This window comes from Lacihabitans sp. LS3-19 (assembly GCF_024343575.1).
In the GTDB taxonomy this organism is placed as follows: Bacteria; Bacteroidota; Bacteroidia; order Cytophagales; family Spirosomataceae; genus Leadbetterella.
The window spans coordinates 204749-222322 of record NZ_RJUA01000004.1; the positions used below are offsets into that span (position 1 = coordinate 204749).

General features: G+C 34.7%; 17 protein-coding genes. 1 reads left to right on the top strand and 16 read right to left on the bottom strand.

Annotation, left to right across the window (positions count from 1 at the left end; genetic code table 11):
• Positions 1 to 11: 11 nt before the first annotated feature.
• Complete coding sequence (locus tag EGI22_RS06220; protein WP_255067183.1) at positions 12 to 1256, bottom strand: PAS domain-containing sensor histidine kinase; 1245 nt, start codon at positions 1254 to 1256, stop codon at positions 12 to 14.
• 163 nt (positions 1257 to 1419) lie between these two features.
• On the opposite strand from EGI22_RS06220, the gene EGI22_RS06225 reads away from it, so the two are divergent.
• Positions 1420 to 1779: a hypothetical protein gene (locus EGI22_RS06225; protein ID WP_255067184.1), complete on the top strand. Its 360-nt coding sequence runs from the start codon at positions 1420 to 1422 to the stop codon at positions 1777 to 1779.
• A gap of 8 nt (positions 1780 to 1787) precedes the next feature.
• Here the strand turns inward: EGI22_RS06225 and EGI22_RS06230 are convergent, their stop codons facing one another.
• The 15 genes from EGI22_RS06230 to EGI22_RS06300 form a co-directional block, all read right to left on the bottom strand.
• A complete protein-coding gene (locus EGI22_RS06230; protein WP_255067185.1) occupies positions 1788 to 2762 on the bottom strand; it encodes a YhdH/YhfP family quinone oxidoreductase in 975 nt (324 codons plus the stop codon).
• Entirely contained in the window at positions 2749 to 4395 is a 1647-nt protein-coding gene (locus EGI22_RS06235) for a CTP synthase (RefSeq protein WP_255067187.1), read from the bottom strand. Before EGI22_RS06235 ends, EGI22_RS06230 begins: the two co-directional genes overlap by 14 nt.
• Before the next feature lie 109 nt (positions 4396 to 4504).
• A complete protein-coding gene (locus EGI22_RS06240; RefSeq protein WP_255067188.1) occupies positions 4505 to 5314 on the bottom strand; it encodes a hypothetical protein in 810 nt (269 codons plus the stop codon).
• Positions 5315 to 5412: 98 nt separating this feature from the next.
• A complete protein-coding gene (gene groL / locus EGI22_RS06245) occupies positions 5413 to 7044 on the bottom strand; it encodes a chaperonin GroEL (protein WP_255067189.1) in 1632 nt (543 codons plus the stop codon).
• 43 nt (positions 7045 to 7087) lie between these two features.
• A complete protein-coding gene (gene groES, locus EGI22_RS06250) occupies positions 7088 to 7363 on the bottom strand; it encodes a co-chaperone GroES (protein WP_255067190.1) in 276 nt (91 codons plus the stop codon).
• A gap of 187 nt (positions 7364 to 7550) precedes the next feature.
• On the bottom strand, positions 7551 to 8036 hold the full coding sequence (locus tag EGI22_RS06255) for a cytidine deaminase (RefSeq protein ID WP_255067191.1): 486 nt from the start codon (positions 8034 to 8036) through the stop codon (positions 7551 to 7553).
• Positions 8037 to 8044: 8 nt separating this feature from the next.
• Entirely contained in the window at positions 8045 to 8920 is an 876-nt protein-coding gene (locus EGI22_RS06260) for a nucleoside phosphorylase (protein WP_255067192.1), read from the bottom strand.
• Between the two features lie 113 nt (positions 8921 to 9033).
• Positions 9034 to 9537, bottom strand: coding sequence for a GNAT family N-acetyltransferase (locus tag EGI22_RS06265; RefSeq protein WP_255067194.1), 504 nt, complete (start codon positions 9535 to 9537; stop codon positions 9034 to 9036).
• A gap of 26 nt (positions 9538 to 9563) precedes the next feature.
• A complete protein-coding gene (locus tag EGI22_RS06270; RefSeq protein ID WP_255067195.1) occupies positions 9564 to 10184 on the bottom strand; it encodes a YgjV family protein in 621 nt (206 codons plus the stop codon).
• Between the two features lie 47 nt (positions 10185 to 10231).
• A complete protein-coding gene (locus tag EGI22_RS06275; RefSeq protein ID WP_255067196.1) occupies positions 10232 to 11428 on the bottom strand; it encodes an acetate/propionate family kinase in 1197 nt (398 codons plus the stop codon).
• Positions 11429 to 11452: 24 nt separating this feature from the next.
• The gene (gene pta / locus EGI22_RS06280; protein ID WP_255067197.1) at positions 11453 to 13537 is read right to left on the bottom strand and encodes a phosphate acetyltransferase; all 2085 of its coding nucleotides are present in this window, start codon (positions 13535 to 13537) and stop codon (positions 11453 to 11455) included.
• A 151-nt stretch (positions 13538 to 13688) separates the two neighbouring features.
• Complete coding sequence (locus EGI22_RS06285; protein ID WP_255067198.1) at positions 13689 to 14132, bottom strand: hypothetical protein; 444 nt, start codon at positions 14130 to 14132, stop codon at positions 13689 to 13691.
• Positions 14133 to 14149: 17 nt separating this feature from the next.
• Positions 14150 to 15010, bottom strand: coding sequence for a hypothetical protein (locus tag EGI22_RS06290; RefSeq protein ID WP_255067199.1), 861 nt, complete (start codon positions 15008 to 15010; stop codon positions 14150 to 14152).
• Between the two features lie 96 nt (positions 15011 to 15106).
• Positions 15107 to 15823, bottom strand: a complete 717-nt coding sequence (locus EGI22_RS06295; RefSeq protein ID WP_255067200.1) for a TIGR00730 family Rossman fold protein — start codon at positions 15821 to 15823, stop codon at positions 15107 to 15109.
• Positions 15824 to 15890: 67 nt separating this feature from the next.
• Positions 15891 to 17552: a glutamine--tRNA ligase/YqeY domain fusion protein gene (locus tag EGI22_RS06300; protein ID WP_255067201.1), complete on the bottom strand. Its 1662-nt coding sequence runs from the start codon at positions 17550 to 17552 to the stop codon at positions 15891 to 15893.
• Positions 17553 to 17574: the final 22 nt, after the last annotated feature.

Sequence of the window (17574 nt, forward strand, 5' to 3'; positions counted from 1 at the left end):
TTTTCTATAAATTAATTGGGTTTCAAACTTCTAGGTAAATTTACATTAAAAATACTTCCTACGCCCACTTCGCTTGAAAATTTTATCGTACCTTCTAAATAATTAACATATTGTAATACAATACTTAAACCCAAGCCTGTACCTTGAATGTTTTCTACATTGCTTGATCTGAAAAATCTAGTAAAAAGTTTTTTGTGATCTGCTTCAGGAATACCCACGCCACTGTCTTTTACGGTAAAATAGGCATCAGATTTCTCGAGTTTAACTATTAATTCAATCTTCGAATTTTCATATGAAAATTTGATAGCGTTAGTCAGGAGGTTTACTAAAATATGTCTTAGCAATTTCGGGTCTTGGAAAATAAATGGACTGTCAAACTCATCTAATATTAGTTTTATCTCTTGACCATTTTTTAATAATCCCTGCAAATCTAAAATCAACTCTTTGCAGAAACCGATTACATTGAAACTATCTGGTTTGACTATAACTTTTCCTTCTTCTATTTTATTTACTGACAATATGTCATTTAATATTTCTGTAAGATTTTTTATAGATTTTTTTATTCTATCTATATGTTTTACTCTTTTATCTTTGTCGTCAAGCTCAATGTATTTTTCCATCAATGAAAGCGATGATAAAATAGTAGACAATGGAGTCCTAAACTCATGAGAGGCTATTGAAATGAACTTAGTTTTCATTGAATTTAATTCTTGTTCTCTTTTCAACGAGTTGTCCAATTCGTTTTTAGTCTTTTCGAGTTTTTGAATAGCTTCTTTTAATATCAGAGTTCTCTCTTCAACTTCTTTTTCTAACTTTTTAAGATAATTTTTTTCACTTTCCTCAGCTTTTTTTCTAATGGTAATATCAATAATAAAGCAAATAACGAACATTCCAAAAGAATTGTTATATGGACTTAGGCTGACTTCTATTGGAAATTCCTCACCTTCTTTTTTTAGGCCAAACAAGTCATATTTTTCTCCCATACTTCTTGCATGAGGATTTTGTACATATTTACTTCTATGCTCTACATGGTTTTTTCTGACTTTCTTAGGTATTAATATTTCAATTTCTTTGCCTATAAGTGACGATTCATCATCATAACCAAATGTTTTTAGCCCTGATGGATTTATCTTTATTATTCTACTGTTTTGGTCTGAAATAATAATTCCTTCATTGGCAAATTTAAAAATAGCTTCGAATTGGTTAGACATAGTAAACCCCTTAGGTGTTTCTTTTGGTAAATTCTCTTTATTCATTCGCAAACTATCTATTAAGGATTTTCAAAAATATGACATTTGTCAGGAAATTCTTAGTGGTAATATATTTTTTTCTTTATATAATTTTAATCGTAATGATTACAGTCATAATAATTGAAAACATATTTAGCCAATTTTGAATCTGTATTAGAATGTTTTTTGAATGAATAAAAAAGCTGAAATAGAAATTGATGTTGAAACACGAATTTCCCATCTAATTAAGAAATTCAATAAGTTGTTTCCTTTTCTGAGAATTGAGGTTTTCAGAAGAGGAGAAGATATGGGTATAGATCATAGAGACTTTAAACTTTTTGATATCTCTAGCAATAAAAATCCATCGAGTTTTAAGTTTGACGGAGAGTCAAAAGTGATTGATGTTGAGACTCTTTTTAAAGAAAAATTGGGTTTACATATTGCTATATTTCGAAAAATGGGAACTTCCATTGTCGAAACAACTTTTACGAGCGATTGGACATTGAACCATCAAAACCAGAAAGGGGAAGAGATTTTTCTAGCTTATTAGAAATATTTTCATATTTCTACAACGACTCTGCCTGTCTGATTTCCTTTTAGCATTTTCTCTATTTCTATATTAATATTTTCAAGTTTTACTGTTTTTGCTATAGTTTCCAGATTTTCTGGTTTCCATTCTTTTCCCAATTTTTCCCATAAGTTTTTACGCCAAATATAATCAGCTTCAGCGGAATCTATTCCAATCATAGCTATACCTCGCAAAATAAATGGAAAGACAGTTGTGTTGATATTAGCTGAAAGTGCCATTCCACAAATACTCACAATACCATTTGGTTTTATCTGTTTCAAAATATTTTCTAGGACATTTCCACCAACGGTATCGATAGCTCCAGCGTAAATTGGCTTTAATAGCGGCCTTTTATTTTCTTCAAAAGATTGAATTATTTCTTTCGCACCAATATTTTTTAAAAAATCTACAGCGGAAATTTTTCTTGAAAGTGCGGTTACTTCAAAATTCAGTTTATTCAATATCATAATAGCTAAACTTCCCACTCCACCAGTAGCTCCGCTAACTATTATGTTGCCTTTTTCTACACCGAAAGTAAGAAGTTTGTCAATACTCATTGCTGCTGTAAGGCCAGCAGTTCCTAAAATCATACTTTCTTTAAGCGTTAGGCCTTTAGGTTTTTTAATAATCCATTTAGCTGGTACAGAAATGAATTCAGAGAAGCCACCAGCAGTATTCATACCTAAGTCATAGCTAGTTACTATTACCTCATCTCCAGGGTTAAATTCTGAAGATTTAGATGAAAATACAATTCCAGCTGCATCTATACCAGGTGTGTGTGGATAGTTTTTTGTAACGCCTTTGTTTCCGCTTGCCGAAAGTGCATCTTTATAGTTTAAAGAAGAGTATTTTACATTAATGATAACTTCATCCTCTTTTAAAGAATCAAGGCCCACTTCCTCGATTTCTCGAAAAAATGAGCCTTTATCGTCTTCAAATACGGTTAGTTTTTTAAACTTTTCCATTTTTTTTATTTGAATAATCTAATGCTGCTTTTACAAAAGCTATAAACAATGGATGAGGTTGCACCACTGTACTTTTGAGTTCTGGATGGTATTGAACTCCGATGAAGAAATCATTTGCTGGAATCTCAATTATTTCAACTAAATCGTTTTCAGGATTTGTTCCGCCTATGACCAGCCCTTTATCCTCAAAATCTTTTCTGTATTTGTTGTTAAACTCCCATCTATGTCTATGTCTTTCAGAAATCTTAGATTTTCCGTAAATTTTTCTGGCAAGAGATTTATCGGTAAGTTTACAGTTGTAAGCCCCCAATCGCATTGTTCCACCTTTGTTTTCAACGTTTTGTTGGTCTTCCATTAGGTCGATTACAGGATATTCAGTTGTTTTCTCCATTTCAGTGGAGTGAGCACCTTCCCATCCTAATACATTTCTAGCATATTCTATGACGGCCATTTGCATACCTAAGCAAATTCCTAAAAACGGAATATTGTTTTCTCTAACAAATTTAACCGCTGCAATTTTTCCTTCAATGCCTCTCTCTCCAAACCCTGGAGCAACCAAAACACCGTCTAAACCACTGAATTTCTCTTCGATATTATCAACCGCTAGCGATTCAGAATGAATCCATTCTATTTTTACCTTGCATCTATTTTCGGCTCCGGCATGAATAAAAGACTCAATTATAGATTTATAAGCGTCTTTTAGTTCTACATATTTTCCTATTAAACCTATAGTAACCTCATGTTCAGGTTTTTTAAGTCTTTGTAAAAATTCCTCCCACTTTCTCATGTCTGAGTCGGCATCGTTATATAGATCCAGCATATAAAGCACCCTTTGATCAAGCTTCTCTTTTTTCATGAGAATCGGCACTTCATAGATAGTTTTGGCGTCCATGGCTTCTATTACTGACATTACCTCAACATTACAGAATAGAGCGATTTTTTTTCTGATGTCTGCAGGTAAATGATGCTCAGTTCTACAAACTAAAATATCGGGCTGAATTCCAGACTCTTGCAATTGCTTCACAGAATGCTGTGTAGGCTTAGTTTTAAGCTCTTCGGCAGACTTTAAAAAAGGAACCAAAGTAAGGTGAATGGTAAGCATGTTTTTTTCACCCAATTCCCATTTTAATTGCCTTACGGCTTCTAAGAATGGAAGAGATTCAATGTCACCAACACAACCGCCAATCTCGGTAATTACGATATCGTATTTTCCTGTTTTACCAAGTAATAGAATGTTTCTTTTGATTTCGTCTGTGATGTGAGGAATAACCTGAACTGTTTTTCCCAAAAAATCGCCACGACGCTCTTTGCTCAATACATTGTAATATATTCTACCTGTAGTTACGTTGTTTGCTTGTGAAGTTTGAACGTTAAGAAAACGCTCATAATGTCCCAAATCCAAGTCAGTTTCAGCCCCATCGTCAGTTACATAACATTCGCCATGTTCATATGGATTCAGCGTGCCTGGATCAACGTTTAGATAAGGGTCGAGTTTTTGAATGGTGACAGATAATCCTCTGGCTTGTAGTAGTTTAGCTAATGACGAGGCTATGATGCCTTTACCAAGGGAGGAGGTTACACCTCCAGTTACAAAAATATACTTAGTTTTCTTCTGTTTACCGCTCAAAGACATTGTATTAAATGATTGATTACGGGATACAAAGTTAGGAATAAAAGGTATTGCTTGGCATACTTTTTATAATAAAATAAATATAATTTTTAAGTCCTTAGAAACTACAGAATTATAAATTGCAATCGTAAGAGAATTTCTCGGACAAAGGGGTAGGTCTGTTATTTTGGGTACGGGTATAATCTACATCAGAGGGAAATCCGGAAGAATTGTACTGGTATTCGTAACTATAATTTATAATTTCTACGCCTTTTTTTACTACAGCAGTTTTTACATTATTAGAATTTAAATAATGAGTAAAATTCAAGCCACCACTTAATAGAGAATACACCATGTAATAACTCAAGATATTTCCTAATTGTTGATTTTTATATGGAGATGGTTTGTCATCAAATTCGGTGTTTTCTAAAATAGTCTCCCATTCTCCTTGAAGAAAAGCACTTATGGATTTTACGTTACCATTGGCATCATAAGCAAAACGGGTATCAACTTTATCAGGGAATGTTGGCCAGTTTAATACTAATTTATCTATTTTATTGATATTGTTATAGGTAATAACGGTAGGATAGGAAAATGATTTACCTTGGCTATCTTTTCCTTCGAAAGTTATCGTATTCAAAAGACCTTTTGAGTCTATGTCAAATAAAACATTAAAACCAGGGTTTTTAGAATGAAATGCCTTTGTTAATTTTGAACCTGTATAAACAAAAGTGTCAAAGTCATTGAAGCCCAAGATATTTTGAAGTTTTCCTTCTTTAAAAATATAATTGAACTGCTGACCATCAGAACGCGTATTGGATAATATTTTACATGCATTTGCTTCTACCACTGGTGGAATGATGCCTAAATCTTTTTCATCTTTAGATCGACAAGCGAACACAGTTGAAAACAAAATAGCAATAGCAAAAATCTTTCTTTTCATTATGGAATAATTATTAAGAGTATCCATGCAAAAATTGTGCTAAAAAAAAACCTGCAAGGAATATTGCAGGTTTTTTTGAAAATATTTAGGGAAATGAATTACATCATTCCGCCCATTCCGCCGCCTCCGTGCATGTGAGGAGCGTCACCTTTTTCTTCTGGAATATCACAAACTACAGCTTCGGTAGTCAACAATAGACCTGCGATTGATGCTGCGTTTTCTAAAGCCAAACGAGTTACTTTAGTAGGGTCAATAATACCCGCTGCAATCATATCTTCGTATCTGTCGTCACGAGCATTGTAGCCATAAGCTCCTTTCCCAGTTTTTACTTCTTGTATTACCACAGAACCTTCACCACCAGCGTTTGAAACGATAGTTCTCAATGGTGCTTCGATTGCATTTCTGATAATGTTGATACCTGTTTTTTCGTCTGGGCTAAGGATTTCGATGCTATCAAGAGCAGATTGTGCTCTGATAAACGCAACGCCACCACCAGCTACTATACCTTCTTCAACAGCCGCACGTGTTGCATGTAATGCATCATCAACTCTGTCTTTTTTCTCTTTCATTTCTACTTCAGTAGCTGCTCCGATGTAGATAATCGCAACTCCACCTGACAATTTAGCCAAACGCTCTTGCAATTTCTCTTTGTCGTAGTCAGAAGTAGTGCTTTCGATTTGAGCTTTGATTTGACCAACTCTTCCTTTGATTTCGTCTTCTGCTCCACCACCGTTGATTACAGTTGTATTGTCTTTGTCAACGATAGCTTTCTCACACTGTCCAAGCATTGAAAGTTCTACACCTTCAAGTTTGAATCCTCTTTCTTCAGATATTACTGTTCCTCCAGTAAGGATTGCGATGTCTTCAAGCATAGCTTTACGACGATCTCCAAATCCTGGAGCTTTTACAGCACATACTTTCAAGGCACCTCTGATTTTGTTAACTACCAATGTAGCCAAAGCCTCACCGTCAACATCTTCAGCGATGATCATCAAAGGACGACCTGTTTGAGCTACTGCCTCTAATACTGGCAACAATTCTTTCATTGAAGAAACTTTCTTCTCCGAAATCAAGATAAACGGACGCTCCATTTCGGCTTCCATTTTCTCCGTGTTTGTTACAAAATATGGAGATAAATAACCTCTGTCAAACTGCATTCCTTCTACAGTTTTAACTTCAGTTTCTGTTCCTCTAGCTTCTTCAACAGTGATAACACCTTCTTTACCAACTTTGTCCATTGCATCAGCGATCATTTGGCCGATTTCGTGGTCGTTGTTAGCAGAGATAGTTGCTACTTGTGTGATTTCTTTAGAAGTAGTGATTGATTTAGACTGTGAGTGCAATTCTTTTACGATTGCAGTTACAGCTTTCTCAATACCTCTTTTCAATTCCATTGGATTTGCACCTGCAGCTACGTTTTTGGCACCGATAGTGTAAATAGCCTGAGCCAATACAGTAGCAGTTGTAGTACCGTCGCCCGCTTGGTCAGCAGTTTTTGAAGCTACTTCTTTCACCAACTGAGCTCCCATGTTTTCGATAGCGTCAGCCAATTCTATTTCTTTGGCCACACTCACACCGTCTTTGGTGATTGAAGGTGAACCGAATTTTTTGTCAATGATTACGTTACGACCTTTTGGTCCTAAAGTTACTTTAACTGCATTAGCCAAAGTGTCAACACCTCTTTTTAGTTTATCTCTTGCGTCTGTATCGAAAAGAATTTGTTTTGCCATTTCCTTATTGTTTTATGGTTGTAATCTGTCTTAAAAAATGAAATTAAACGATAGCATAAATATCTGATTCTCTCATAATCAAATACTCTTTTCCATCAACTGTTAATTCTGTGCCTGAATATTTACCATATAATACAGCATCTCCAACTTTCACAGTCATAGGCTCGTCTGTTTTACCAGGTCCTACAGCTACTACTGTTCCTTTTTGAGGTTTTTCTTTTGCTGTATCAGGGATAATAATTCCAAAGGCTGTTTTCTCCTCTGCTGGAGCTGCCTCTATCAAAACTCTGTCTGCTAAAGGTTTCACGTTTACTGACATAATACTATTTAAATTTTAAAGATTGTTTAATTTTATCTGCATTCCCTAATATCAATTTCTAAGCCAAAGGGTAGGGGAGTGGATTTTTACTGACATTTTTGCAGGTTTGTCTGCCAAATGTGAAATTCACCTTTTTGAACATGTATTTTTTGACATGATTTTTGTCATTTTTGTAGATAAAAATGCACTATTTGTTTTTTAAGACAAGGTCGTTGAATGCAAAAGGAAGAATTGTTTGAGCAGATTCGAACACAAAAGATTGAGCACCAAGTTTGTGTAAAATGACCTTAATTGGCGATTTTTGATTCATTTCCATTTCAACAATCACCTGTCTGCAAAATCCACATGGACTTACTGGCTCTGCGGCTGTGGCATTTAGTGCGGTAATGGCAATCGTTTTTATTTTTTTGTCTGGAAAATTGGCATGAACGTAGTTTAAAACCGTTCTCTCGGCACAAGTACCTGACGGATAAGCTATATTTTCTTGGTTATTTCCTGCGAAAACTTCACCTGTTTCCATAAGCACAGCCGCTCCAACTGGGAAATTTGAATAAGGTGAATAGCTTTTTTTGGCTATTTCTATAGCTTTTTCTACCAAAACGATGTCTCCAGCGGCTAAATCTTCCAGTTTTTCTATTTCTAAGAAATCAATTTGAAGGGTTCTTTTTGTCATTATTTATTTCAAATGAAGTTATTTAATACTTTTTCTACCATTTCCTCTACAGATTTTTTATAATCTTTGGAATATTCTTTGGTAAATCTATTGGCAATAATACAATTTATTGAGATGGCTTTGTGCCCTAAAAGTTTCGATAATCCAAAAATTGCTGAAGTTTCCATTTCGAAATTGGTGATTTTCAGACTTTTGAATTCGAAAGAAGATAGTTTTTCGTTTAATTCTGTATCTTGAATATTTAATCTTAAAACTCTGCCTTGCGGACCATAAAACCCACATGCTGTAGCAGTAACACCAGTAAGAAATCCTGAATCTTTAGCTTTCTGGATTAAATCTTTGTCAGCTTCAACAAAGTATGGTCTTGGATGTTTGGTGTTCCAATTGGTGGTTTCGATAAAATGCTCCACAAAACCATTAAAAGTAAAAGGCTCGGTGTTTCTATAATAATGTATAAGACCGTCCATTCCTAAGCCATGCGTACTTGCCAAAAAACTATCAACCGGAATGTCTGCTTGCAAAGACCCAGAAGTGCCTAATCTAATAAAAATCAGTTGTTTATGTTCAGTTTTTAGCTTTTTTTCTTTTAGGTCAATATTTACTACTGCATCGAGTTCATTCAATACTATGTCTATATTGTCAGTACCCATGCCAGTTGAAATAACCGAAATTCGTTTGCCGTTTTTTGTGCCCGTATGTGTAACTATTTCTCTTTTTTGTGTTTTAAAATCCACGGTGTCAAATTTTGAAGATACCATAGGTACTCTGTCAGGGTCACCAACTAAAAGAACGGTATCTGCTAGGTTTTCGGGTAAGAGGTTACAATGATAAAGGCTACCGTCGGGATTTAATATTAGTTCGGATGCTGAAAGGTTTTTGTTCATTAGTTTATGTTTCTGAAAAGTATTTTCAGTTGTTGATTATTAGGTAAATAAAACAACATTCCTTGAATTTTGCAAATAAGACTAATTTTGCTGAATTTAAAGGAGTGCTGAAATTATTTTTGGACGTCTAATCTCCAATGAATTAGATTGTTTTCATGCCCACAAATCACAAACCCGTTTTTCTCCAGTATTTTTGCAGAGGCATGATTTTCTTTTTCACAAGAAGCCAAAATAGCATTGATATAAGGCTTAATCCAATTAACTAAACCCATTACAGCTTCGGTCATAAACCCTTGGTTTCTGAAATCCTCATAGGTACCATAGCCCAATTCTACTTCACCAAGTTCGTTGGGTTCACCTACAAAACAAAGGTCGCCCACTAAGCAATTTTCTTTTTTCCAGATTACTGTCCAAAGTGTAAAAAACAGGTGGTTTTTAAGTGGATTTTCTACATTTGGCAAAATAGAATATTCTAAAACTTCCATCAAATCTGGTGTTATTTCTCTTTTGGCTGGGGTAAGTTTTAGGCTATTTTCTAAGCTATTGTCTAGTTTTATATATTCTTGGATCTGTTTGTGGTTTAATGGTTTTATTATCAATCTGTTCGTTTCAATCATTCTTTATAAAAGTTTTCATTTTGGTTTTAAATACTCTTGGTGTAAAATCCTTCTGATGAAAGCTGGAAGCCCATTTTTTGAATATATGTTTCGTTTTGATTGTTTACTTTGGAGAATTTCAAAGTCTCAAAACCTTCTTTTTTTAATCTGTCTTGAATATTTCCATACAAGAAAATTCCATTTTTATAATCTCTAAATTCTTCTATCACATAATCCAACTCAATATTTAGTGTATCTATTGATTCTTTCTGTGAAAGAAAAATACCAATTGCTTTCATATTCCTAAAAATCACAAAATTTAAGCCCAAATCTTTGGATGAATACTCTAATTCGGGATTGAATTTGTAGATATCGTTTTTATGAAACTGCATGAATTTATTCAAAAATTTGTCATTTATATCTACTTCCATAATATCAAAATCGTCTTTTTTATTATAGAATTTATAAAGATAAATGATGTTAATAATGACAATAATGGAATTGAAAAAACTAACAGGCCAAGCACTGATTAAAAACCCATAAATGGCAAAAATGACACTTCCAGCAAGATTTATCCACCTGAATTTCAGAATAGAATTCATTACCAAAGACACCGCAACCACTATCGATGCCAAGTAGCCAATCCATTCTGCGTAATTTATTTGCATTTCTTGATTCTAATAAACCGCAAAACTAATTTTTAATATTGGTAAATTTATTGAGTTTTTTGATTTTCTAAAAGATTGAAACTTTGAATGGCTATTTCAAGCTCTTCATTTGTCGGAATAATCAAAATTTTGGTTTTACCTTTTTGAATTTCTCTTATACCTTTCTCAGGGAGAATATTTTTATTTTTGTCTAATTCAATACCAAGAAAATCAAGATCTTCGCAAACTTTTGCTCTTAAAATTGAACTGTTTTCGCCAATTCCTGCAGTGAAAACTATGGCATCGAGACCGTTCATGGCAGCTGCATAAGCTCCAATTTGTTTTTTTATTCTGTAAGCCGACATTTCTATGGCTAATATACAATCTAGATTTCCGTTTTCTGCTCCTATTTGTATCTCTCGCAAATCACTAAAGCCGGTTAAACCCAATAGTCCACTTTTTTTATTCAATATTTCGTTTACTTCTTTCGCAGAATATCCAAGTTTTTCTATCAAAAATAAGATTACAGCAGGATCAATATCACCGCTTCTGGTACCCATAATCAAACCAGTGACTGGGCCAAAACCCAAAGAATGGTCTATGCTTTTTCCAGCATTTACCGCTGTGGCACTGCATCCGTTGCCAAGATGCAACACTACAATTTTGGCTTCTGGATTTTTTAAATATTCTGTTGCTTTTTGACTAACATATTTGTGGCTTGTGCCATGAAAACCGTACAATCGGATTTGATGTTTATCAGAAAGTTCTTTCGGAATAGCATATTTATAGGCTTTTTCAGGTATAGTTTGATGAAATGCCGTATCGAAAACTGCGATTTGGATGGCGTTAGGGAATATTTTTTCGGAAACCTCAATGCCTGTTAAGTTAGCTGGATTATGCAATGGAGCTAAACTAAAAAGTTCTTTTATTTGGAGTTTTACTTCGTCATTTATCAAAGTTGTGTTTTTAAAATGACAACCGCCATGTACCACTCTATGCCCAACTGCAGCTATCTGAAATGGAGAATCTATTACGCCTTTAATCGGTTCTAATAAATATTCTGCTAAAAGCTCCATGGCATGCTCATGGTCAGGTATAACTTCAGACTCCGACAAACGAGAGTTTTGTGTTTCAAATACAAATTTTGAAGAATCTTGCCCAATTCTATCTGCCATGCCTTGAGCTAAAACGATTTGCTCGGGCATTTCAATTAATTGAAACTTCAGCGATGAGCTTCCGGCATTTATGACAAGTATTTTATACATATTATGAATTTATTCAGAAAACAATTAGATTCCTTGAGCTTGGATGGCTGTAATTATGACGGTATTATAAACATCGTCAACCGTGCAACCACGACTGAGGTCATTTACAGGTTTGTTCAGCCCTTGCAACATCGGCCCAATGGCAATAGCACCAGTTTCCCTTTGCACTGCTTTGTAGGTATTGTTTCCAGTATTTAAATCTGGAAAAATCAAAACACTTGCTTGGCCAGCCACTTCGGAATTTGGCATTTTGCTTTGACCTATTTCCATATCCACAGCTGCATCATATTGAATGGGTCCTTCAATTTTAAGATCAGGTCTTTTTATTTTTACTATTTCTGTAGCTTCTCTTACTTTTTCTACTTCTGTACCTTTTCCAGATGAGCCTGAAGAATAAGAAAGCATAGCGATTTTTGGTTCAATTCCAAAGGCCAAAGCACTTTCAGCTGACGAAATAGCGATTTCGGCTAATTCAAAAGCAGTTGGGTTCGGATTAATGGCACAGTCTCCAAATACTACCACGCGGTCTTCTAAGCACATAAAAAAAACAGAGGAAACGAGATTTATGCCCGGTTTTGTTTTTATAAATTGCAATGCTGGCCTAATAGTATGTTGAGTGGTATGGGTAGCACCAGAAACCATTCCATCTGCATGACCTTTGTAAATCATCATTGTGCCAAAATAGGAGACATCGAGCATATAGTCTCTGGCGATATCCATATTGATATTTTTGTGTTTTCTAAGCTCGAATATAGTTTTTACATAGTCTTCAAAATGCTTGGATTCAATCGGGTTTACAATATTAATCTTTTCATAATCAAGGTTTAATCCTAATGAAATTACCTTTTCTTTGATTTTGTATTCTTCGCCTAAGAGTGTAATATCAACGAGATTGGCAGAAACTAATCTTGCAGCGGCAATGATTATTCGCTCGTCGGTGCCTTCTGGTAAAACTATGTGTTTTTTGCTTATTTTTGCTTTTTTTATCAAGCTATATTGAAACATTCTAGGAGTAAGACTTAGGTTTTCAAAGCTCATGAGTTTTTCAAGCAAGGGTCCAATTGGGACATTTTCCTCGAAAATCTCTATAGAGGTTTGAATTTTTTTGTGGCTGTTTGCGTATATTTTTGATTTCAGTGCACCCACTTTGTTAGCTATCTGGAAAGTGCCTTCTTCCACTGAAACGATTGGAACAATAAAAGATAAACCTTCAATCAGTTTAATAATTGGCTCTTCTGGCACAAGTCCACCAGTAAGTATAATGCCTGCTATTTGCGGATAGTTTTTGGAAATATTGGCTTGCAAAACACCCAAAATTATATCTGCTCTATCGCCAGGCGTGATTACCAAATTGTCTTCTTTAACTTGAGGCAAGTAGTTACGCAACTGCATAGCTCCAACACCCATAGAGCCGACTTGGTTTTCTAAATAATCTGCACCAAATAAGATTTTGCCATCTAAATCAGCGATGATTTCTCTCATGGTTGGGTTCAATAATGAGCCGATTCGGGGAATTGCATAGGCTTCAATATCTGCTGGAAGAAAATCTTTCATAGCCATATTGGCTATTTCTATATTTTCTAAAAGTATTTTATTATTAATTATAGCAATAACCTGCACGTCCTTTTCTTCGTATGAGTTGTAGGCCATCTGCATTATATCTTGCAGTTCTTCTTTGGTTTTTTCTATGCCATTTCCTATTAAAATAACCGGTAATCCAAAGTTTTTGGCAATCAATACATTAATATTGAGTTCTGCTAAGCCACCTTCACTTTTGAAATCTGTGCCTTCCACCAACACAAAATCTGATTGTTCCTCCAATTGCTTGTATTTATCTATAAGTAAGTCAATGATTTCACCAGTTTTTCCTTGATTTATCATGTGTACTGCAGTGGAACGAGTGATGCCTATCGCTTGTTCATAAGAGATTTTCAGATCAAAATGCGAGAGCATCATTTGTGTATGCGTGTCAAGCTCTCCATCTTCTATAATAGGTCTGAAGAAACCTACTTTAGGCATTTTGCCTAAAAGTTTGTGCATTAATCCTAAAGAAATAAGTGATTTTCCACTATGGTCTTCTACGGTAGCTATATAAATTCCTTTGGTCATTCTCTTTGGTTTTCAGCAAAATTACTGGTCATTATACCTAATTTTAATAATAGATGTCATTAAAAAAAGATGTATTGGTCATAATATAAGAAGCAATCGTGATAGATTTGTATGGAAATAAAGAGAGAAAAATATCAATTTCGAATAGATTTTACTCCATTACAATCTTGTGATCTCTGTCAATATTTGTTCTACCATCAAACAAAAAGTCAAAATATTTAGCATCTCCGGCTTCACCTTTTACCAAGGTTTTTGACCTTCCTATTTCTAAACCTTCGTTGTCATAAACTTTCAATGTAATATTCCGATTGATGTTTTTATCAAAAATCATGTAAACATTTAAAAGATTATGTCTGCCATTTTTACTGTTTAAAGTAACCTTTCCAGTAGAAATGCCTTTTGCTTTCAAACTTTCCGATACATCTATTTTGATTTTGGCTACTTTCTCGATTCCTTCTTTTACACTTTTTACAACTGTTGCTGCCGATTTACCTACTTTTTCGCTGGCTTGTCCAAGTTTTTCGTTTCCTTCATCCGAACCACATGAAATAAGTGTGGCTTGAGCTATTAGAATAAATAAGATTAATTTCTTCATTTTAAAAATAGTTTATTTTATTCGTTTATAACCAATGCCATCCATTGATCTTTTATAGCTATGCGGCTGATTTTGTTTTTTTGCAAATCGGCTGGTAAGCTTACATTTTTCCAAGTTTTAGATTTTTCTTTCAAATAGAACAATTCATCATTTTTCGAGCCAAATAAAATCCCGTCTTTATCCCAAGCATTATACTGGTCTGATTCCGCCAAAGCATCAGCATACATCGAAATCTGACCAGTTTTTGGGTCAAGTAGCTTTATTTTCCAATTTTCTCCGTCTTTTTCTACAAAACTAAATGATTTTTTGGAAGGAATATAGTGTAAAGATCTACCGATATTGGTACCTAGTATTTTACCTTTTTTAGTTTGTAAATCAAATTGCTGCAGGGTATTGGGTTCACCCAAAACAAAAGCAATTAGATCACTTTGTGTACTCCAAGCATGATAACCAATCTTTCCAGTCTTTTGTGATTCCAAAATAATCTCCGTTTTTCTTGGGTCTTTTAAAGAAAATTTTACCAAATCTTGGTCTCCGTTAGATTTTCTTTGAACTATACAAGTCAGGAATTTTTCGTCGGGTGTAACGGTAGGGGAGTACTCTGAGTCTTCAGTGTTTGTTATTTGTGTTAGTTTTTTTGATCCGTAATTATATGACCAAATATCTGTTTGACCGTTATTTTGTGAGCTAAAATAGATCAACGTTTTTTTAGGATGAAAACTAGGTTGATTGTCGTAACCTGTTCTATTTGAGATATTTCTTGGGTTTATAGTCGAAAAGCCATCCGAAGTTTTCTGGATTTCGAGTAAATATATTTCGGTGCCATTTTGTGAAAATGCTGCTACTTGAAGACAAAAAAGGAAAAATAGTATTTTCATAAATTTTGATTTCACTTCAATCACAAATTGAAGAATTTTCCAAAAATACTATTTTTGATTGGTTTTCGTGAATTTTTACTCAAGAAATGAGTTGACTTAACCTTTGCTTTCCCCTAGCCATTTTTTCGGTTTATACTTTAAGCCAAAGCCAGTTTCGGTTTTTGACTTTATAAAATTAATAGCTTCTGACACAACTGAGGTTACTAAGAATAATTCTTTATCGTGTGACGATATTGTGCCTTCTTCTATCATTTTGTTTATATGTTGGATGATATTGGAATGAAATCCATCATCAAAAATCACCACAGGGAATTTTTCTATTTTTCCAGTTTGAATAAGCGTAATGGCTTCAAAAAACTCATCCAAAGTGCCAAAACCTCCAGGGCAAATCACAAACGCATAAGAATATTTAATAAGAAGCGTTTTTCTAACAAAGAAATATTCAAAATCCATCCATTTGTCAAGATATGGATTTGGTTTTTGTTCGAAAGGTAAAACGATATTGCAGCCAACTGATTTTCCTCCAACGTCTTTGGCACCTCTGTTAGCAGCTTCCATTATTCCTGGGCCGCCTCCAGTTAGTACCGTAAAACCTAATTCTGCAAGTCCAGCTCCAAGTTTTCTGGCATCTTGGTAATATTTGTTGTCTTCTTTAAATCTTGCTGAGCCAAAAATGGTGACACAAGGTCCGACAAAATGTAAGGTTCTAAATCCCTTGATAAACTCAATTAGTACTTTGGTAGCAAATTTGAATTCTGACAAACGTGATTGAGGTCCGTCTAAAAACTCAATTTCGGTATGAGGAGAAGCCATGGTTTGTTAAAATTTTATAGGTTGATTTATAGTGTAATGAAAATAATAGTAAGGGGTTGAAATAGTTTCAACCCACTTTAAAGCCTTCTTTTAATCCTACAGTTTTGTTGAAGACCAATTTCTCAGAAGTGAAATCTAAGTCAGGAACAAAATATCCGTTTCTCATAAACTGGTATCTATTGCCAATTTTAGCTTCTTTTAGTGAAGGTTCAACAAAAGCTTCCACAACTTGTAATGAGTTTTCATTGATATAATCTTTAAAATCGCCTTCCTCATTGCTCAAGTCTTCTACTTTAAACAATCTGTCGTATATCCTTATTTCAGCTTTCAAAGCTTCAGTGGCACTAACCCAATGTATTACGCCTTTAACTTTAATGCCACTTTCGTCATTGCCACTTTTCGAATTTTCGACATAAGTACAATGTAATTCTTTTATTGTTCCGTCGTCATTTTTAACAACTTCGTCACATTGAATAATATAGGCACCTTTTAGTCTGACCATTTTACCTGGCGACAATCTGAAGTATTTGGCAGGCGGTTCTTCCATGAAATCACTGCTTTCAATAAAGATTTCCTTCGTGAAATTCACAATTCGATTGCCTGATTCCACCTCTTCAGGGTTGTTTTCCAAAATACAAGGCTCAACTTTACCGTCTGGCATGTTTGTTATAACCACTTTGATAGGGTCTAAAACTGCCATAACTCTAGTTGAAGTTTTATTAAGATCCTCTCTTACAAAAAACTCTAAAAGGCTTACGTCTATTAAGTTATCTCTTTTTTGAATACCTATTCTATCACAAAAATCCACGATTGATTTAGGCGTATATCCTCTTCTTCTCATGCCTGAAATAGTAGGCAAACGAGGATCGTCCCATCCATTTACGTGATTTTCGTTTACCAATTGGAGCAATTTTCTTTTGCTCATTATGGTATATGTAAGGTTTAATCGAGCAAACTCATATTGTTTTGAAGGGAAAATTTCGAGTTTTTCAAGAAACCAATCGTACAATTCACGGTGCGATACAAACTCTAAGGTACATACTGAATGAGTTATACCTTCAATAGAATCAGATTGACCATGGGCAAAATCGTACATGGGGTAAATGCACCATTTGTTGCCTGTACGGTGATGGTTGGCGAATTTTATACGATAAATAATCGGATCACGCATGAGCATATTGCTTGAGCTCATATCTATTTTGGCTCTTAAGACCTTGCTTCCTTCCGCAAAGTCTCCGTTGGCCATACCTTCAAAAATATCTAAATTCTCTTCCACGCTTCTGTCTCTGAAAGGACTCGGTTGGCCAGGAGCATTTGGTGTGCCTTTTAATCGGGCCATTTCCTCTGCGGAGATTTCGTCTACATAGGCTAATCCTTTCGTAATAAGTTTTTTAGCATATTTAAACAGCTGATCGAAATAATCTGAGGCGTACATTTCATGTGTCCATTCAAAGCCCAACCATTTTACGTCATTTTTTATAGAGTCCACATATTCAGTGTCTTCTGTCACTGGGTTGGTGTCGTCAAAACGCAAATTAGTTCCTCCGCCATATTTTTGGGCAAGGCCAAAATTAAGACAGATGGATTTAGCATGACCAATATGTAAATAACCGTTAGGCTCTGGAGGAAAGCGAGTTAATAATCTACCACTATGTTTTCCGCTTTTTAAATCTCCTTCTACAATTTCCTCGATGAAATTCAAACTTCTTTCTTTAACAATCTCCGACATACATTGATTTTTGTTGTACCAA